Source organism: Pseudomonas sp. 9Ag (genome assembly GCF_902506445.1).
GTDB classification, from domain to species: domain Bacteria; phylum Pseudomonadota; class Gammaproteobacteria; order Pseudomonadales; family Pseudomonadaceae; genus Stutzerimonas; species Stutzerimonas stutzeri_AB.
This window is the reverse complement of the sequence record NZ_LR733836.1, coordinates 1,900,252-1,916,366: the sequence shown is the minus strand read 5'-3', so window position 1 is coordinate 1,916,366 and position 16,115 is coordinate 1,900,252. Positions and strand designations below refer to the sequence as shown.

General features: G+C 61.1%; 14 protein-coding genes. 7 read left to right on the top strand and 7 right to left on the bottom strand.

Features of this window, described 5'->3' with window-relative positions; all coding sequences use genetic code 11:
- Positions 1 to 12 precede the first annotated feature (12 nt).
- From ALTERO38_RS08425 to ALTERO38_RS08400, 6 genes are all read left to right on the top strand, one after another.
- A complete protein-coding gene (locus tag ALTERO38_RS08425; protein WP_073299532.1) occupies positions 13 to 291 on the top strand; it encodes a hypothetical protein in 279 nt (92 codons plus the stop codon).
- Between the two features lie 90 nt (positions 292 to 381).
- A complete protein-coding gene (locus ALTERO38_RS08420) occupies positions 382 to 984 on the top strand; it encodes a flavin reductase family protein (RefSeq protein WP_159968035.1) in 603 nt (200 codons plus the stop codon).
- A gap of 192 nt (positions 985 to 1,176) precedes the next feature.
- On the top strand, positions 1,177 to 2,094 hold the full coding sequence (locus ALTERO38_RS08415; protein ID WP_159968033.1) for a MoxR family ATPase: 918 nt from the start codon (positions 1,177 to 1,179) through the stop codon (positions 2,092 to 2,094).
- 31 nt (positions 2,095 to 2,125) lie between these two features.
- Positions 2,126 to 3,088: a DUF58 domain-containing protein gene (locus ALTERO38_RS08410; RefSeq protein ID WP_159968031.1), complete on the top strand. Its 963-nt coding sequence runs from the start codon at positions 2,126 to 2,128 to the stop codon at positions 3,086 to 3,088.
- Entirely contained in the window at positions 3,085 to 5,106 is a 2,022-nt protein-coding gene (locus ALTERO38_RS08405) for a DUF3488 and transglutaminase-like domain-containing protein (RefSeq protein ID WP_159968029.1), read from the top strand. Before ALTERO38_RS08410 ends, ALTERO38_RS08405 begins: the two co-directional genes overlap by 4 nt.
- Before the next feature lie 98 nt (positions 5,107 to 5,204).
- Positions 5,205 to 6,002, top strand: coding sequence for an acyl-CoA thioesterase II (locus ALTERO38_RS08400; RefSeq protein WP_159968027.1), 798 nt, complete (start codon positions 5,205 to 5,207; stop codon positions 6,000 to 6,002).
- 68 nt (positions 6,003 to 6,070) lie between these two features.
- Here the strand turns inward: ALTERO38_RS08400 and ALTERO38_RS08395 are convergent, their stop codons facing one another.
- On the bottom strand, positions 6,071 to 7,543 hold the full coding sequence (locus tag ALTERO38_RS08395) for a methyl-accepting chemotaxis protein (protein WP_159968026.1): 1,473 nt from the start codon (positions 7,541 to 7,543) through the stop codon (positions 6,071 to 6,073).
- A 110-nt stretch (positions 7,544 to 7,653) separates the two neighbouring features.
- On the bottom strand, positions 7,654 to 8,466 hold the full coding sequence (locus tag ALTERO38_RS08390) for a TatD family hydrolase (RefSeq protein WP_159968024.1): 813 nt from the start codon (positions 8,464 to 8,466) through the stop codon (positions 7,654 to 7,656).
- Positions 8,467 to 8,641: 175 nt separating this feature from the next.
- Here ALTERO38_RS08390 and ALTERO38_RS08385 point away from each other — a divergent pair, with 175 nt between their 5' ends.
- Positions 8,642 to 10,051 carry a transglycosylase SLT domain-containing protein gene (locus tag ALTERO38_RS08385; RefSeq protein ID WP_159968022.1) on the top strand — a complete coding sequence of 470 codons (1,410 nt, stop codon included), beginning with the start codon at positions 8,642 to 8,644 and terminating at the stop codon, positions 10,049 to 10,051.
- Between the two features lie 4 nt (positions 10,052 to 10,055).
- Here the strand turns inward: ALTERO38_RS08385 and ALTERO38_RS08380 are convergent, their stop codons facing one another.
- The 5 genes from ALTERO38_RS08380 to ALTERO38_RS08360 all read right to left on the bottom strand — a co-directional run bounded on the left by ALTERO38_RS08380 (position 10,056) and on the right by ALTERO38_RS08360 (position 16,112).
- Complete coding sequence (locus ALTERO38_RS08380) at positions 10,056 to 11,075, bottom strand: lipase secretion chaperone (protein ID WP_159968020.1); 1,020 nt, start codon at positions 11,073 to 11,075, stop codon at positions 10,056 to 10,058.
- Positions 11,076 to 11,124: 49 nt separating this feature from the next.
- On the bottom strand, positions 11,125 to 12,021 hold the full coding sequence (locus ALTERO38_RS08375; RefSeq protein ID WP_372239408.1) for a triacylglycerol lipase: 897 nt from the start codon (positions 12,019 to 12,021) through the stop codon (positions 11,125 to 11,127).
- A gap of 344 nt (positions 12,022 to 12,365) precedes the next feature.
- On the bottom strand, positions 12,366 to 12,863 hold the full coding sequence (gene greB / locus ALTERO38_RS08370; RefSeq protein WP_159968016.1) for a transcription elongation factor GreB: 498 nt from the start codon (positions 12,861 to 12,863) through the stop codon (positions 12,366 to 12,368).
- 64 nt (positions 12,864 to 12,927) lie between these two features.
- Positions 12,928 to 15,429 carry an ABC transporter permease gene (locus ALTERO38_RS08365; protein ID WP_159968014.1) on the bottom strand — a complete coding sequence of 834 codons (2,502 nt, stop codon included), beginning with the start codon at positions 15,427 to 15,429 and terminating at the stop codon, positions 12,928 to 12,930.
- Positions 15,426 to 16,112 carry an ABC transporter ATP-binding protein gene (locus tag ALTERO38_RS08360; protein ID WP_159968012.1) on the bottom strand — a complete coding sequence of 229 codons (687 nt, stop codon included), beginning with the start codon at positions 16,110 to 16,112 and terminating at the stop codon, positions 15,426 to 15,428. Before ALTERO38_RS08360 ends, ALTERO38_RS08365 begins: the two co-directional genes overlap by 4 nt.
- Between the last annotated feature and the right edge of the window lie 3 nt (positions 16,113 to 16,115).

The following is a 16,115-nucleotide window of genomic DNA, read 5'->3' as shown; positions in this document are numbered from 1 at the left end:
GAGGATCTAGGGATGAAGAACTTAATCTGTCTATCGCTGTTAGCACTGACCCTGACCGGTTGCGCCGCCAAGACTGCCTATCGAGACAGCTGTGCGTCTCAGCTGAACGCCGCCTGGGAAGAGCAGAGCCTGGCCGAGGCGGAAGGCTTCGCCGGCACTGTTAGCTATTCCAAGGCGATGGCACTGCTGACCGGCGCCAAGACCCAGCAACAATTTGAGGCCTACCAAGGCTGCGTGGAGAAGGCCAAGAAGGCCCGTTTCTACCTGCGTGAGTCCCGCGCAGGACGCTGATGTTGCTGCCATGCTGTGGCGGTCGCCTGGCTGCCACTTCCTTATCCATTGGTTCCTCGCGATTACCGAACCGACTCAGCAGGGATCTACATGCAGCTTGATTTTTCCACGCTGGCACCGGTCGAGGCCTATCGTTGGCTAACGTCGACCATTACGCCGCGGCCGATTGCCTGGGTCTCGACATGCTCGACGTCGGGCGTCAGCAATCTTGCCCCGTTCAGCTTCTTCCAAGTCATCAGCAGTAACCCCCCGACACTGCTGATCAATGTCGGTCTGAAAGACGGCCTACCCAAAGACACCGCTCGCAACGCGCACGAGACAGGGGAGCTCGTTGTTCAACTCGTCAGCGCCGAGCATGCCGAAGCGATGAACGCCTCTGCGGCTACCTTGGCACACGGCATCAGCGAGTTTGAGCACTGCGAGATTGCCAGCGAACCGGCTAGCCTCGTGAAGGTGCGGCGGGTCGCCGGAGCGCCGGTTGCCTTCGAATGTCGCGTAGCGCAGATCCTGCCATATCCGCCCGAGTCGCCTAATTGCCAGCTCATCTTCGCCGAAGTGTTGTTAGCGCACATCGACGACGGTGTTCTCGATGAGCGCGGTCGCGTCGATTCGGCCCGGCTTGATCTGGTCGGCAGGCTGGGCGGCGCAGCGTATAGCTATACGCGTGAGCGTTTCGAGATGCAGCGACCCTGACAGTCGCCCAGGTTTCTGATCGCTTGGGTCAGGAAACGACCCAAGCTGTGAAGCTGTGAAGCTGTGAAGCGGTGTGGCGTCATCACCCGCCGGATCAAGTGACGTATCACAACTTCTCAACACCAGGTTTTCACCGCTTTGCCTGCGCTCGCCGGGTCAGTAGGATCGAAGGAACAAACAAAGGAGAGTTGCATGCGCACCCGATTGGAAGTCTGTCTGCGGTCGGTCAATGAAGTGCTGCTCGGCAAGCAATCGCAGGTGCGATTAGCCATGGCCTGCCTGCTGGCGAGGGGGCACCTACTGGTCGAGGACCTGCCCGGTATGGGCAAGACGACCTTGAGCCATGCGCTTGCGAAGGTCATGGGGCTGGATTTCCAGCGCATCCAGTTTACCTCCGACCTGCTGCCGGGCGATATTCTCGGCACCTCGGTATTTGACAAGGAAAGCGCTCAGTTTGTGTTTCATCCGGGACCGATCTTCGCTGAGCTGGTACTGGCGGACGAAATCAACCGGGCTACACCAAAGAGCCAGAGCGCGCTGCTTGAAGCCATGGAAGAAGGGCAAGTCACTATCGAGGGCGCGACGCGACCTTTGCCCGAGCCCTTCTTCGTGGTCGCCACGCAGAACCCGGTCAGCTCCGGCGGTACATTTGCCCTGCCTGAATCACAGCTGGATCGCTTTCTCATGCGCCTTTCGCTGGGTTACCCGGCTAAAGCGGCGGAGAAAGCATTACTCCTCGGCGATTCGCGTCGCGATTTGCTCGCCCGATTACAACCCCAGCTGGATCGCGCCGAGTTAGTTGCTATCCAGCAGGCGGTGAGCGCCGTTCGCGTCAGTGATGCTCTGGTCGATTACGTCCTGCGCCTGGTCGAGGCCACGCGCACCCAGCCGCAATTCGCCTGGGGCTTGTCACCCCGTGCGAGCCTGGCGCTGCTGGCGGCAGCCCGTGCCTGGGCCTTTCTCGACGGTCGAGACTATGTAATCCCGGAAGACGTCCAGGCGGTACTGCCCTCGGTGGTTGGCCATCGCTTGCGCGAACGCGCCGATGCCACCGGACATGGCGGCGGCGCATTGGTGCAATGGCTGCTGCGCGAAGTGCCGGCGCTGTGACGCCGCCTCTGCCGGACTGACGGGGGCGGTTATGCGAGTGCTACCACGGATACGAGATCGCTGGCTGCTGAAACGCATACCGCCAGGCCCTAGCGTACGCCTCAACCAGCGTCGCATCTTCATCATGCCTACGACGGTCGGGATGAGTTTCCTGGTCGCGCTGCTGTTGATGTTGCTTGCCGCGATTAACTACGAGAACAGTCTGGCTTACGCCCTGACATTTTTATTGGGCTCGGTATTTGTCGTGGCGATTCTGCATACCTGGCGCAATCTGGCAGGGCTCGAATTGAAAGCAGGTGGCTCCGAAGCGGTTTTCCTCGGCGAGCAGGCCCGCTTGCGGGTGCGTCTGGAAAGCCGGGGTCGCCTGTACCAGGCCGTCTCGGTGGGTTGGCCTAAAAGTGGCCTGCAGTTGGTCGACGTGCCGGCAGCAGGGACCTGCGAACTGGAACTGAGCCTGCCCACCGAGAAACGTGGCTGGTTGAGACCTGGACGGTTACGTGTGGAAAGCAGGTTTCCCTTGGGCATTCTGGTGGCCTGGAGCTGGGTAGACCTGCAGCAGGCCGCACTGGTCTATCCACGCCCAGTCGCAGGCGAGCCGCCAAAAACCGGCGGGCACGCCGAAGAGAGCGCTGAGGGTTCGCTGGCGCAGGGCAGCGGCATCGACGATTACCAAGGCTTGCGCCCCTGGCAACCAGGCGACTCGAGAAAACGTTTGAACTGGAAAGCCTACTCTAGAGGGCAAGGCTTGCTGGTCAAGGATTTCACTGCGCTGTCCGGCGAGGACCCATTACTGGATTTTGCTGCACTCGACGGCGATGTCGAATCCCGATTGTCGTTGCTCTGCCACTGGGTAGTGGAGCTGTCGGCGCGCCAGCAGCCCTTCGCCCTCCGTGTCGCGGACGCCACCATCGAAGCTGGCGCTGGCGTAGAACACCGCAACCGCAGCCTTCGGGCATTGGCGTTGTTCGGACTGCCGTCTGTGGAGCCGAAATGAGCAGCCTGCAGCCCATCCCGCGCAATGGCCTGATCTGGCTGTTGGTAGCCCAGGTGCTGGTCATCTTGCCGCATCTGGCTCATCTGCCGTTCTGGATCATTGGCCTCTGGCTGGGTTGCGCGATCTGGCGGGTGCAAATTTTTCGCATGCGCGCTCGATACCCGCGGGGTTGGGTGAAAGCAGTGATGATGCTAGGCGCTGCGTTTGGCGTCTATTTTTCGCGCGGGGGGTTGATCGGGCTCGATGCTGGCGTGGTGTTGCTCATCGCGGCGTTCATCCTCAAGCTGGTCGAAATGCGCAGCCGTCGCGATGCCCTTGTCCTGGTGTTTCTTGGCTTCTTTGCCGTGGTCACCAGTTATTTGTTCAATGACGGGCTGCTCGCCGGGCTTTACAGTCTGGCACCAATCGTCGCGCTGCTGGCGGCGATGATAGGTCTGCAGCAGAGTCCGGCGGGCACACATCCCTGGCCGACGCTGCGACTGGCTGGCGCTCTGCTTCTGCAGGCGATTCCCTTGATGCTGGTCCTGTTCGTGCTTTTTCCGCGCTTGGGACCGCTCTGGTCATTGCCGCAGCCGAAGGATCGCGGCGTGACGGGTCTGGCTGACAGCATGTCGCCGGGCGACATGGCCGAACTGAGTCGCTCGAATGCACTGGCGTTTCGCGCCAGTTTTGAAGGCCCGATCCCCGAGCGGGACCAGCTGTACTGGCGTGCGGTCACCTTCGAGCGTTTCGATGGCCGGCGGTGGTCTCAGTCTTTTTCATCGCAGCTTCCACGAGCCCCGGAGTGGTCGCCGCGGGGCGCGCCGGTTGTGTACAGTATCGTCATGCAGCCCAGTGGGCGGCCTTGGTTGTATGCATTAGACGTAGCGCAGGTAGATGCAGGCGACGTGCGACTGATGAGCGACTTCCACCTGGCGCGCCCACGGCCGGTTGAGAAGCCGCTGCTGTACCGGGCGACATCCTGGCCGGAGGCGCTGCGTGAACCAGACGCTGGACCTACGACCCTCGGGCGGGCTCTAGAGCTGCCCTCATCGGGTAACTTACGCAGCAGGGCCTGGGCCGCAGAACTGCGGCGTCAGCACCAGACACCCAAGGCAACCGTGCAAGCACTGCTTAGCCATTTCAACCAGCAGCCCTACCGCTATACGTTGCGTCCTTCGCCCGTTGGTGAGGATATCGTCGACGGTTTCCTATTCGAGACCTTGAACGGATTTTGCGTGCATTACGCAGGCGCGATGACCTTTGTCCTGCGCGCAGCAGGTATTCCCGCGCGGGTGGTCGCCGGCTATCAGGGCGGGGAGGTCAACCCGTCGGGCAACTACCTGTCGGTGCGTCAACTCGATGCTCATGCCTGGGTCGAATACTGGGAGGCGGGCAGCGGTTGGGTCAGTGTGGATCCGACATTTCAGGTCGCACCGGAACGTATCGAGCGAGGGCTGGAGGAGGCGCTTGGCGATGAACAGGATCTGATCGAAGGCGCCATGATGGACCTCCGGCGCTACCGTGATATCAGCTGGCTGAACGACTTGCGGTTTGGTTGGAACAGTCTTAATTACGGCTGGCAGCGCTGGGTGCTGAATTACCAGGGCGAACGACAGCTGGAAGTGTTGCGAGGCCTGTTCGGCAAGGTCGACGCCCGCAATCTCGGTTTTATGATGGTCGCCCTGGGTGCGTTGCTGATTGTCCTGCTGGCGCTTGCGCTCCTGAAGCCCTGGCGCCGGGAACAGGATGCTCAGCTGCGTCAGTTCCAGCGCTTCGAACAACTACTGGCGCGACATGGCATAGCGCGGCAGTCGGGTGAAGGCGCGCGCGACTTCGCACAACGCGCGGCAGAGCAGCTGCCGGATGTTGCTGCCCAGATTCAGAGGTTTTCCTGGCTGTATGAACAAGCCCGCTATGGGGGGCAGCCAACCGAGCTGGCCGAGATGAAGGCTGCGCTCTACAGGTTGCGCCGACAGCTACCCTGGCGTGGCAGTGGGAGCAAAAGGCGGCGTGACATCGACAGCGAGAAGCCATAGCTGCTCGCGATGGCATGACATCACCGATCATTCGCCGATTTCTGTGCTGGTGGGTGCGGCGATAAGATAAACCCAATAATAACGAGCCGAGGTTGGGAATGACCCTGTCCGAACTGCTACAAGCCGTGCGTGAAACTCCTCAAGATGTCGTCGTGCCTTCCAGCTGGGGGCAGGGGCGAGCCGGCTTCGGCGGGCTGGCCGCCGCGCTGGTATTCGAAGCCATGCAGGCCAAGGTGCCAAGTGATCGCCCGGTGCGGTCGCTGTCCATCAGCTTTGTAGGGCCGCTTGCGGTTGATGTGCCCGTTAGCTTTGAGGCCGAGGTGCTGCGCGAAGGCAAGGCGGTCAGTCAGGTGCTCGGCCGTGCCGTCCAGAACGGGCAGGTAGTCACATTGGTGCAAGGCAGTTTTGGTGCGGCGCGTGTCTCTACCGTCAGGGTGGAAGCTGAGCCGGCGCCTGAACTGCCACCGGTGGAGGCCTGTCAGGAGTTGCCCTACATCAGCGGCGCCACACCTGAGTTCACTCGCCATCTGGTCATGCGCTGGGGCATCGGTGGTCTGCCTTTCTCTGGTAATACCTCACGGGAAATGGGCGGATGGGTTCGTCAGCGTGGCGAGGTCGACCGGGAGCCGGTAACCGTCTCGCATCTGCTGGCGCTCGTCGACGCGTGGCCGCCAGCAGTGCTGCCTCATCTGAACAGTTTCGCGCCGGGCAGCTCGCTGACCTGGACTATCGAATTTGTTCAGCCACTGCCAATAATCGACACTCACGAGTGGTGCCGATACCGCGCGGTGATCGAGCATGCTCAGGACGGCTACGGTCATTGCGCCGCGGCGTTATGGACCGGCAAAGGTGAGCTGATTGCCCTGAGTCGGCAAACGGTAACCGTCTTCGGTTAATTAGGGCGCTGCCCGCTGGGTCGTTAACCCCGCGGGCAGGCACGTCAGCCTCACAGGCTGATGCGCGGTTAGAGCTTGAGTTGGTGGATAGCCTTGCTGAGCTCGCCAGAAAGTGCGGCGAGTTCAGCGCTGGTATTCGCCGACTCGACGGTTTGCTGCACGGTTTGCTCAGTAACGTCGCGAATGCCGGTGACCGAGCGGTTCAGCTCCTCGGCAACTTCGCTTTGTTGCTCGGCGGCGACGGCAATCTGCGTGTTGCTCTCGCGCATCTGTGCCACCGCTGCGGTGATGGCTTCAAGTGCTAGTCCTGCTTCACGTGCCTCGCGCACGCAGTCGTCCGCCTTGAGCGAACTCTCCTGCATGAACTCGACGGCGTCGCGGGTCATGCCCTGCAGCCCGGCGATCATCTGCGTGATTTCGTCAGTGGATACCTGAACGCGTTTGGCCAGGCTACGCACTTCATCCGCAACCACCGCGAAGCCTCGGCCCATTTCCCCCGCACGTGCCGCTTCAATGGCTGCGTTCAATGCCAGCAGATTGGTTTGTTCGGCGATGCTGTGAATGACACTGACCACGCCGTTGATTTTCTGGCTGTCGGCGGCAAGCTGCTCGATGGTTTCGGCAGTCTGCTGTACGCCCTGCGACAGGCTGGATATCGAGCGCTCGACTCGCCCTACGACCTGCTGCCCATTGCCCGCAAGTTGGTCCGCGCTCTGTGATTGGTCGCGCGTCTCTCTGGCGTGTTCGGCGATGTGGTAGACGGTGGCGGTCATCTCGTTGATCGCGGTTGCAGCCTGGTCGGTTTCGCTCTGCTGGCCGAGCATGCCCTGGCGGACCTCACCCATGCTCGATGCAAGGCGAGCCGCTCCTTCATCGAGGCGGGTGGCCGCCTGGGCTACGGTGCCGACAATGCGCTGATAACCGGCCTGCATGGCGTTAAATGCCGCTGCCATCTCGCCCACTTCATCACGGCTCGCCAACGGCACCCGCATCGCAAGATCGCCGCTGCGCTCGACATGCACCATGACATTCTTGAGTGTATTGAGATGGCTGAGGAGGAAATGAATCAGCAGCTGGGATGCGGCCAGCAACACCAACATCAGCACAGCAACAGCCACGGCATAGCCCAGAAAATGTTCACCCAGCAGCTGTATGGCACTGGGCCCGCGCGCCAGCACAGCTAGGGTTTCTCCGCCCGGTCTGGTCACAAGCTGGGCGCCCAGCACCGGCGTAGTGTCGAACAGACGGTCATGCTCGATGGCTACCCACCCCTGGCGGGCGGCTACTGGTCGCCCCTCGATAGTGATGGCCTGACCAGCCGGAAACATCTGAATGTCACCACCCGTGGGCATTGCTGTGCCTTCTGGCCAGCTTTGTATCAGTGCCCCTATCTGCTGCGCGTTGTTCTGGGCGTCCTGGCTTCGCGACTGCTGTTCAAGTTGCAGGGCAAAGAGCACCAGCAGCAAGGTGGTAGCGAACGACACCAGGTTCAGCGCCCAGAACTTGTACTTCAGTGACAGATCGCGAATCCATAAAGCCATTGCATGCTCTTCTTATGTCGATGACCGGAACGGTTCGTCGTGCGGAGGCATCGCCGCTTTTTTGCGAACCCGTTCTGTTAACGGCCGAAACGTGTTGGGCTTGAGTCAGTTCAGTCCTCATTTATCGGCTGTATACGAAAGAATTCCTGAGCACAATGCGTCGTGCTTTGCGCCAGCTGTTCTTCGCTGACACCGCGGTGCCGGGCCACTTCACGAAGCACTTCAGGAAGAAACGCTGGCTCGTTCTGGCCACCTTTGGGCTTGGGTCGCAGCGTGCGTGGTAGCAGATATGGAGCATCGCTTTCGAGCATCAAACGGGTCGCAGGAATGTCGCGCACCAATGGGTGTAGGTGGGTGCCGCGGCGCTCGTCACAGATCCAGCCGGTGATACCGATATGCAGGTCTAGATCGAGATAGGCGTAGAGGGCGCGTTTTTCGCCGGTAAAGCAGTGCACCACTGCAGCGCTGAGCTGATCACGGAACGGCCTGAGAATCTGTACCAGACGTTGGTCGGCGTCGCGCTCATGAAGAAACACCGGCAGGCCGGTTTCTACTGCCAATTGCAGGTGTTCTTCAAGGACTCGCTCCTGTTGCGCGCGAGGAGACAAGTCCCGGTTGAAATCCAACCCGCATTCACCAACCGCGCGAGCCTCGGGTTCGCCGAGTAAGGCCATGAGCTGTGCGCCGGTACTGGAAGTCCATTGGCTCGCGTCATGAGGGTGAATGCCTGCTGTGCAGAACAGCCGATGTCCGCCTTCATCCAGCTCCCGGCAGAGTGCTAACGCCGATTCGCTTTCGTCGAGGCTGATGCCCGTTAGTACCAGCTGGGCAACGCCCGCTGCGTGGGCACGATCTACGACCGCGCGTGGGTCTCGGGCGAAGGTAGGGTGGGTAAGGTTGACTCCGATGTCGACAAGCTGCATGAAATGTCTCGCTTATGAGATCAAAATATATGCATTAAAATCAGGCACTTGAGCATGATAATTAATGTAGATGAAAAGGTGTTGCTGGTGATCAGGCCAAGGCTGTGACAATCTTCGCCACCCTGCGGCGGGCTATCCGCTGTATAGCTTGTCTGATTCGAGCCGATATCCGGAAATGACCCGACTATTTTCCTTGCTGCTGTGTCTGCTCGTGCTTATGCCCTGGCCGGCGTCTGCGCGGGTGATGGGGCCGCAGGCCTGGCAATCGGGCGATACCGTACGCGATCTTGCGGACATCCGCCGCAGCGGCGTTTTGCGGGTGCTGGTCAATCAAAGTCGCAATAGCTCCGGCGAGGTTAAAGGCGAAGCTATTGGTGTTGAGTATGTACGCCTGCGTGCGTTCGAGCAGCATCTCAATCGCGGGTCGAAAGGGCCTCCGATCACCTTGAAGATCATTCCGAAGGCCAAGGATCAGCTGCTCGGCGCGCTGCAGCGCGGGGAGGGCGATCTGGTCGCGCCCGGGGAAATCTTGCCGCAAGGAACGATACGCAGGCTGAGCCGCAGTCGCTCGCTGATCGGTCCGGTGCCGATGGTATTGGTGAGTCGGCAGGGTGGACCCCGCTATCACAGTTTCGAGCAACTTTCCGGTCGTAGCTTGGCGTTGTCCGCTGGCAGTGCCGCAGGCTCCGCGCTCGACAAGCTCAATAGAACCTTGATGCAGGCTGGGCGAGCACCGATTGCCGTCGAATGGGTCGATCCCACGCTGGCGGTGGAAGACGTGCTGGAGATGGTACAGGCCGGCGTCTATCCGGCAACGGTGGTGGAGCAGCCGATTGCAGAGCGATGGGTCAAAGTGCTGCCGAAATTGCGCATCGAGTCGACGCTGACGTTGGGCGCTCCCGCTGACATGCACTGGTTTGTGCAAAAGAATGCGGGGATGTTGCGCGCGAGCATCGACCGTTTTCTTCAAACTTATAACGCGCCGGATAACCAGGATGCGGCATTTGTTCGCGTCTACCGCAGGCTCTATCGGGTTCAGTACCCGCTCGATCGTGTCGGCAGACAGCGCCTGGAAAAGGTGCGTCCGACCTTGCAGCGGCATGCTCAGGGGCAGGAGATTGACTGGCTCAACCTGGCGGCTTTGGCTTTCAAAGAGTCGACGCTGAACCCATCTGCGCGCGGAGCCTCCGGCGCCACCGGGCTGATGCAGGTAACGCCAGCGACCGCTCGGAGCATGGGGGTGCAGGACATCGGCCAGCTGGACAACAATGTGCTGGCCAGCGCGAAGTATCTGGCAAGCATCCGCAAATCCTTTTTCTCCAGCCCCAGGCTGAATGAGCGCGAGCGCATGGCGTTTGTGCTGGCCGCGTACAACCTCGGTCCGCAGCGGGTCCAGAGCTTGCGTGCGGAAGCGCGGCGTCGAGGTCTCAATCCTGATCAATGGTTTTTCCAGGTCGAGCGCGTTGCCATGTCGACCATGGGCATGGGCGTGGTCAGCTACGTCAATGCCGTGAACAAGTATTACCTGGCCTATACCCGAGAGCGGTATCTGCTCGAGGGTGGCCCGCAAAGCGCCGGCAACTGAACGCTCAGCCGCGCTCAGCCGCAACCAGTTGCTCAGCCGCTTGAAGGCGCTGACGCTCGTGCTCGGTGAAGCGTTCGGTCGCCAAGCGGGAAATGGCGGCACGTTTATCCGCTTGGCCGAGGCCCTGGCTGCGTTCAATCTGAAGTTTTTCCTCGCGGTAGGCGGTGACGCGGGCCTGCCATGCTTGACGCTTGGCGTCGAGCTGCTCCAGACGGGCTGCGGCTGCGTTGCCAACCAATTGCTGGCGTAGCTGGCGCAGGTCCGTGGGGTTGCCACCACTGGCTGCTAATGCGCGGGTCTGTTCGCGCAGCTGCACTTGCATCTGTGCCGCCATCGGATCCTGCAGTTCCGCTGGCAGGTTGTTGCGCAAGCGGTCCAGTGCCGCGCCCTTGCCTGACGCATCAAGACTTGAGTCATGACGAATTGCCAGGCGTTCCAGCATGAAGCGGTCAGCTGCTTCGTCCAGACCGAAGAAGGTCTGATGGACCCGGTCATCGAATATATCTGCACGCAACTGCTGAACTGCGCGCAGCCGGTTGCGCATGGCGTCGATGTCTGCCTGCTGCATATGCTGCTGTTCCAGCAACAGCAGCTGCCGCTTGTAGTTCAGGTACTGGCTCAGCAGCTGGGTGGCGTGGCCTGCTGCAGGCGTGGGCAGGTGCGCTTCGATATAGCGACGTAGGCGGGTTACGCTGGTTTCCAGGGGCTCCTCGCCAATCGAGGCAAGGAAGTAATCGAATACGCGGCGTATCTCAGCATCAATGATCAGCTTTCCGGCGGCGTCAGCCCGAAGTCGACCGTCCACTTGGGTGCCGGCAAAGGAGCCTGGCAGGCGGCGCGGTGCGTCTGTCCGCGGCCGCGTAATTGGAGCTGAGCGCTCTTGCAGACGGGTCTCGCTGGTATTGATCCGATCGTTCTCGGTGCGGCTCTGCGTTTGGGCAGGTTCTGAGTCGGGCGGGGCACTGCCGTTCATCACAATGCCGATCAGCAGCGTCAGCACAAACAGGGCGGCGATAAATTTCATCAGGATGCCTTCTAGTCAGAAGGTGGGGCCAGCAGGCCCCACCGGAGCCTCAGAGACCTGCGTTTTTCAGCCGATTGGCATGCTGCCGATACACCGTCACCGGATCGGTTTCAAACAGGCTGGTCAGGCCAAATACCTGATTGACTTCATCCAGATGGTTCATCCGGTAGTTGTCGCGGATGACCATGCCCAGATGTGAGCTACAACGGCCAACGAGCCCGTCATTGGGCTCGTCAAATGCCAGCGAGCCTGCTCCCATCATGGCGTCACTCACATCCAGTGGGTTGGTCAGCGGGCTGGTGCCGCTCCAGGAGTAGTAACGCACACCGTTGACCTTGTAGGCGCCTTCGCCGCACGCACTGGTCGGCACCCCTTGCGGATACTTCGCATTGAAACGAGCAGCACCTTCGCTATTGAGCGATTCAAGCGTACCGAGCGAGTCTTGTGGTTCGGTACTGGTGCTTCCCGAAAGGAAGTGAATCAATGCGCCCATTCCGTTGATGATGCCGGCGAGGATGGCTTCGCCACCGGAGCCTTCCGGAATCTGACGGATCAGATCAGCAACATCGGACCCCTTGTGCGGCGCGCCTACGCTGGTGACCGACGCCACCAGGTCGGGACGGACCGCAGCGACGTAGCGCACAGTCGGGCCGCCGTGGCTGTGGCCGACCAGATTCACCTTTGGTTTGCCGCTGATCGCGACGATCTCCTCGACTTGTTGCAGGAGCTCCTCCCCACGAAGCTCCGAGGTGTTGAGCTGACTGACTTCAGTGACGTACACCTGGGCACCGTCACGTCGAAGCGCCTGGGGAATGCCGTACCAGTAATCGATGCCAAGTATGCTGTCGAAACCGAGCATGCCGTGCGCCAGCACAATTGGATAACGCGTCTGTGTGTAGCCGCTGGAGCCGAACAGGCCGGCCTGGACCTGGCTGGAAACAGCCATGACGGTCCCGAGGCATAGAGCAAACACTGTCTTGTTCTTATTCATGAATGCACTCATCTAGGGTGACTGGAGATTCGGCAATCCCTCGCCATTCACCGCGCCTAGCGCGTACTGCAGCGATAACCGGCGCAGCATTCGTGCCAGTTTGTCTAGCGACTGGGTGAAGTGCTCTGGCGCGGTGTTTCGCCTACGCAGAAACTTAGTGGGCGTAGCGGCATCAGCGAAACGCCTGTTACCAGATGGAACAAGCGGCTGGGTAGGAAAGTGATGGCGCGCACGTTGGCCGAACTTATCGGCTAGATCGAGATATTTCGTGACCAATAGGTCCGAAAACAACTAGCTGGTCATGGATAGTCGATGCCAGTGATGTACCAGAGTTTCGGTCCGGTAGGCGTCTGCACCTGGACTTCGGCATCCAGCGTTTTACCCACCAAAGCGCGCGCCAGCGGTGAATCGATGCTGATCAGCCCTTGGCGCAGGTCCAGCTCATCGGGGCCGACGATACGGTAGCGGGCCTGTTCTCCTTCTTCGTCCTCGACAGTCACCCATGCGCCGAAATAAACCTTTCCGGGATCGCTGGGCTGTTCTGCGACCACTTTGAGCTTCTCCAGCCGTTTGGTCAGAAAACGCACGCGGCTGTCGATTTCGCGCAGCATCTTCTTGCCGTAGGTGTATTCAGCGTTTTCCGAACGGTCCCCTTGCGCGGCTGCCTCGCTGACCGACTGGGTAACCTGAGGCCGCTTCACATGCCACAGTTCATGCAGCTCGGCTCGTAGCCTTGCCTCGCCTTCGGGGGTGATCAGAGGGGTACCGGCAGGGCGAGGTGGACGATAACGGCTCATGGCGTTTCCAGTTCAGGCACGGGCTGGGGATTCTACAGGCAGTCCAACCCGCTGCCTGCTCCGGTCAATTTTCACGCAGCACATTCAGCGGGCTGGCGTTAAGTGCTCGGCGCGTACCCAGCACACCCGCAGCGCCCACCAGTAGCGCGCCGATCAGGGGCAGCAAAAGCAGCCATGGGTGGGGCTGCCAGCGAAGATCGAAGACGAAGTGGTAGAGCAGGGCGCTGACCAGTTCACAACCCAACGCTGCGAGCACACCGCTGGCGGCGCCTAATACGCCGAATTCGGTACGTCTGGCTCTGAGCAGTAATTTCCGCTCCGCCCCCAGCGCCCGAAGCAGCGCACCTTGACGAATTCGTTCGTCCAGCGTTGCTTGTAGGCCGGCGAACAATACCGCCAGGCCTGCCGCCAGCACGAACATCAGCACATATTCGACCGCTAGCGACACCTGCGCCAGGATGCTGCGTAACTGGCTGAGCAAGGCTTCGACCTGCAATATCGTCGCAGACGGAAAGTCCCTGGCCAGCTGCACCAATTCGCGATCCTTGCCTTCCGGCAGGTGAAAGCTGGTCATGTAGGTGGCGGGCACGTCCTGCAAAGTGTCGGGCTCGAAAATCATGTAGAAGTTGGGCTGGAAACTGTCCCAATTGACCTCGCGCAGGCTCGTCACGCTGACATCGCGGGTGAGCCCACCAACTGTGAAGCTGAGTCGATCGCCCAGCTGGACTTGAAGACTTTCGGCCAGCTCGGCTTCCACCGACACGCCAGGCAGTTCGCCTCGTGCTCCGGTCCACCATTGGCCGGCGGTCAGCCGATTGTCGGAGGGCAGGTCCTCGGCCCAGGTCAGGCTCAGGTCTCTACGAATCGCACGCTCGCCCTGGCTTTCCTTGCTTACCAACTGGCGCACCGGTTCGCCGTTGATGGCAACCAGGCGACCAGGGACCACTGGGTACAGGGGGGCCGCGTGATCAGAGAGGGCCTCAATGCGTGCGGCGAACGCGTCGCGGTCGGCGGGCAGGACATTCAGTACGAAATGGTTGGGGGCGTCATCCGGCAACTGGTTTTGCCAAGTGTCGAGCAGTTCGCCGCGCAGCAAACCGATCAACGCCATGGCGAGCAGTATCAGCCCGAAAGCCAGCGACTGACCAGCTGCCGCCAGTGGGTGACGGAGTAGCTGTCCTAGGCCAAGACGCCATGTCAGCGATGCGCCTGAAAGCGCCCGACGCAGCCCCTTCAATGCCAGCAACAGCAGTCCACCGAGAACCACGGTGGCGAGCAGACCGCCGCCCAGCAGCGCGAGGGTAATCTTCAGGTCAAGACTGAGGCGCCACATGATCAAGCCGAGTGCGATAACGGCGGCGCCGTACACCAGCCAGGAGCTCGGCGGGATCGGGAGCATGTCGCGGCGTAGAACCCGCAGCGGGGGCACTCGTCCCAACGCGGCCAGCGGCGGCAGGGCGAAACCCGCCAGTGCAACCAGGCCGGTCGCAATCCCAGCCAGCGCTGGCCAAAGCGTGGCGGGTGGCACTTCACTCACGACGAGTTCACGCAACAGGAAAAACAGTCCATGTTGTGCGGCCCAGCCCAGTAGCGCGCCAGCTGTGCTGGCAACCAAACCGAGGTAGGCGAGCTGAAAGGTATAGAGCAGTAATGCTTCGCGGCGTGACAATCCAAGGCAGCGCAACAGCGCGCTGGCGTCGAAACGGCGCGCCGCGAAGCGTGCGGCTGATAGCGCCACCGCCACCCCCGCGAGCAGCACAGCGGCCAGGCTGGCCAGGTTGAGGTAGCGTTCGGCGCGTCCCAGTGCGCCGCCGATCTGGCGGTTGCCGTCCTTGGCAGTCTCGATGCGCTGGTGCGGTTGCAGATCAGCTTTGATTGCTTCTTCGTAATCTTCCAGTTGTTCAGGAGAGCCTCGCCAGAGTTCGCGATAGCGCACGCGGCTGCCCGGCTGTACCACGCCGGTGGCTTCGAGATCATCCAGGTGCATCAGCACGCGTGGCGTCAAACTGTAGAAATCACCGACGCGATCGGGCTCGTAAGTCAGCACGCGAGTCAGCTGCAGCGGCTTGTTACCAACCTCAATCCAGTCACCGATCTGGAGGTTCAGGGCGGCGAACAAGCGTGCCTCGGCCCAGGCTTGCCCGGGCTTCGGGCCTGTTCCGGGCTGTTCGGGCTGATATGGCGCCGCTGCACTGCGAAGCTCACCGCGTAACGGATAGCTGTCATCAGCGGCCTTGACGCTGGTCAGCTGCAGGTTGTCGTCCGTGGCGACGACACTGGAAAACTCAACCACACGAGCGTGCTTGAGCTGTATTTGCCTGCCTGCTTCGATCTGCTCTGGCTCGGCGGGTGCGCTTCCGCGCAGTACGAGATCGGCACCCAGAAACTCGGTAGCGCGCAACAACATGGCGTCGTTCAGGCGCGCACCGAAATAACCAATGGCCGTACTGGCCGCAACGGCGATCAGCAATGCGAAGAACAACACACGCAACTCGCCAGCTCGCGCATCTCGCGACAGCTGACGCAGCGCTAACTTTGCCAAACGGCTGATGGGCACATGCTTCATTGACTCAACTCGTCGACGAGTTGGCGACCGCCTTCCAGGCGAAGCAGGCGCTGGCAGCGTTGGGCCAGGCGTTCGTCATGGGTTACCAACACCAATGTAGTGCCTCGCTCTCGGTTGAGCTCGAACAGCAGTTCGGTGATGGTTGCGCCGGTGTGGCTGTCGAGGTTGCCGGTCGGCTCGTCGGCGAACAGCACCGCGGGTTCGGCGGCAAAGGCGCGGGCGACGGCCACGCGCTGTTGTTCGCCGCCTGACAGTTGCCGTGGATAATGGTGCAGCCTGGCACCAAGGCCGACCCGGTCGAGCAACTCGGTAGCTTTCGCCTGTGCGTTGGAACGGCCGTGCAGCTCAAGCGGAAGCATGACGTTTTCCAGGGCGTTGAGGCTGTCGAGCAGCTGAAACGATTGAAAAACGAAGCCGACGTGCTCGGCTCGCACACGGGCGCGCTGGTCTTCGTCCAGCGCCCCGAGTAGATGACCAGCCAGCTGTACCTCGCCTGATGTCGGCAGATCCAGGCCGGCCAATAAACCGAGCAGCGTCGATTTGCCGGAACCTGAAGTGCCAACGATGGCAAGGCTGTCGCCCTTGTCGAGACTCAACGACACATCGTCTAGTATCGCCAGCTCGCCTTCCGCGCTGGGTACCGCTTTGCTAAGGTTCCGGGCGTCAAGAATGCTGGTGCTCATGGA

What these genes read in the sequence shown, in the direction of transcription:
- greB (WP_159968016.1), bottom strand. Translation starts at nt 12,863, where the DNA reads ATGAGCCGTTATCGTCCACCTCGCCCTGCCGGTACCCCTCTGATCACC.
- ALTERO38_RS08365 (WP_159968014.1), bottom strand. Translation starts at nt 15,429, where the DNA reads ATGAAGCATGTGCCCATCAGCCGTTTGGCAAAGTTAGCGCTGCGTCAG.
- ALTERO38_RS08420 (WP_159968035.1), top strand. Translation starts at nt 382, where the DNA reads ATGCAGCTTGATTTTTCCACGCTGGCACCGGTCGAGGCCTATCGTTGG.
- ALTERO38_RS08400 (WP_159968027.1), top strand. Translation starts at nt 5,205, where the DNA reads ATGACCCTGTCCGAACTGCTACAAGCCGTGCGTGAAACTCCTCAAGAT.
- ALTERO38_RS08425 (WP_073299532.1), top strand. Translation starts at nt 13, where the DNA reads ATGAAGAACTTAATCTGTCTATCGCTGTTAGCACTGACCCTGACCGGT.
- ALTERO38_RS08395 (WP_159968026.1), bottom strand. Translation starts at nt 7,543, where the DNA reads ATGGCTTTATGGATTCGCGATCTGTCACTGAAGTACAAGTTCTGGGCG.
- ALTERO38_RS08415 (WP_159968033.1), top strand. Translation starts at nt 1,177, where the DNA reads ATGCGCACCCGATTGGAAGTCTGTCTGCGGTCGGTCAATGAAGTGCTG.
- ALTERO38_RS08410 (WP_159968031.1), top strand. Translation starts at nt 2,126, where the DNA reads ATGCGAGTGCTACCACGGATACGAGATCGCTGGCTGCTGAAACGCATA.
- ALTERO38_RS08385 (WP_159968022.1), top strand. Translation starts at nt 8,642, where the DNA reads ATGACCCGACTATTTTCCTTGCTGCTGTGTCTGCTCGTGCTTATGCCC.
- ALTERO38_RS08380 (WP_159968020.1), bottom strand. Translation starts at nt 11,075, where the DNA reads ATGAAATTTATCGCCGCCCTGTTTGTGCTGACGCTGCTGATCGGCATT.
- ALTERO38_RS08360 (WP_159968012.1), bottom strand. Translation starts at nt 16,112, where the DNA reads ATGAGCACCAGCATTCTTGACGCCCGGAACCTTAGCAAAGCGGTACCC.
- ALTERO38_RS08375 (WP_372239408.1), bottom strand. Translation starts at nt 12,021, where the DNA reads ATGGCTGTTTCCAGCCAGGTCCAGGCCGGCCTGTTCGGCTCCAGCGGC.
- ALTERO38_RS08390 (WP_159968024.1), bottom strand. Translation starts at nt 8,466, where the DNA reads ATGCAGCTTGTCGACATCGGAGTCAACCTTACCCACCCTACCTTCGCC.
- ALTERO38_RS08405 (WP_159968029.1), top strand. Translation starts at nt 3,085, where the DNA reads ATGAGCAGCCTGCAGCCCATCCCGCGCAATGGCCTGATCTGGCTGTTG.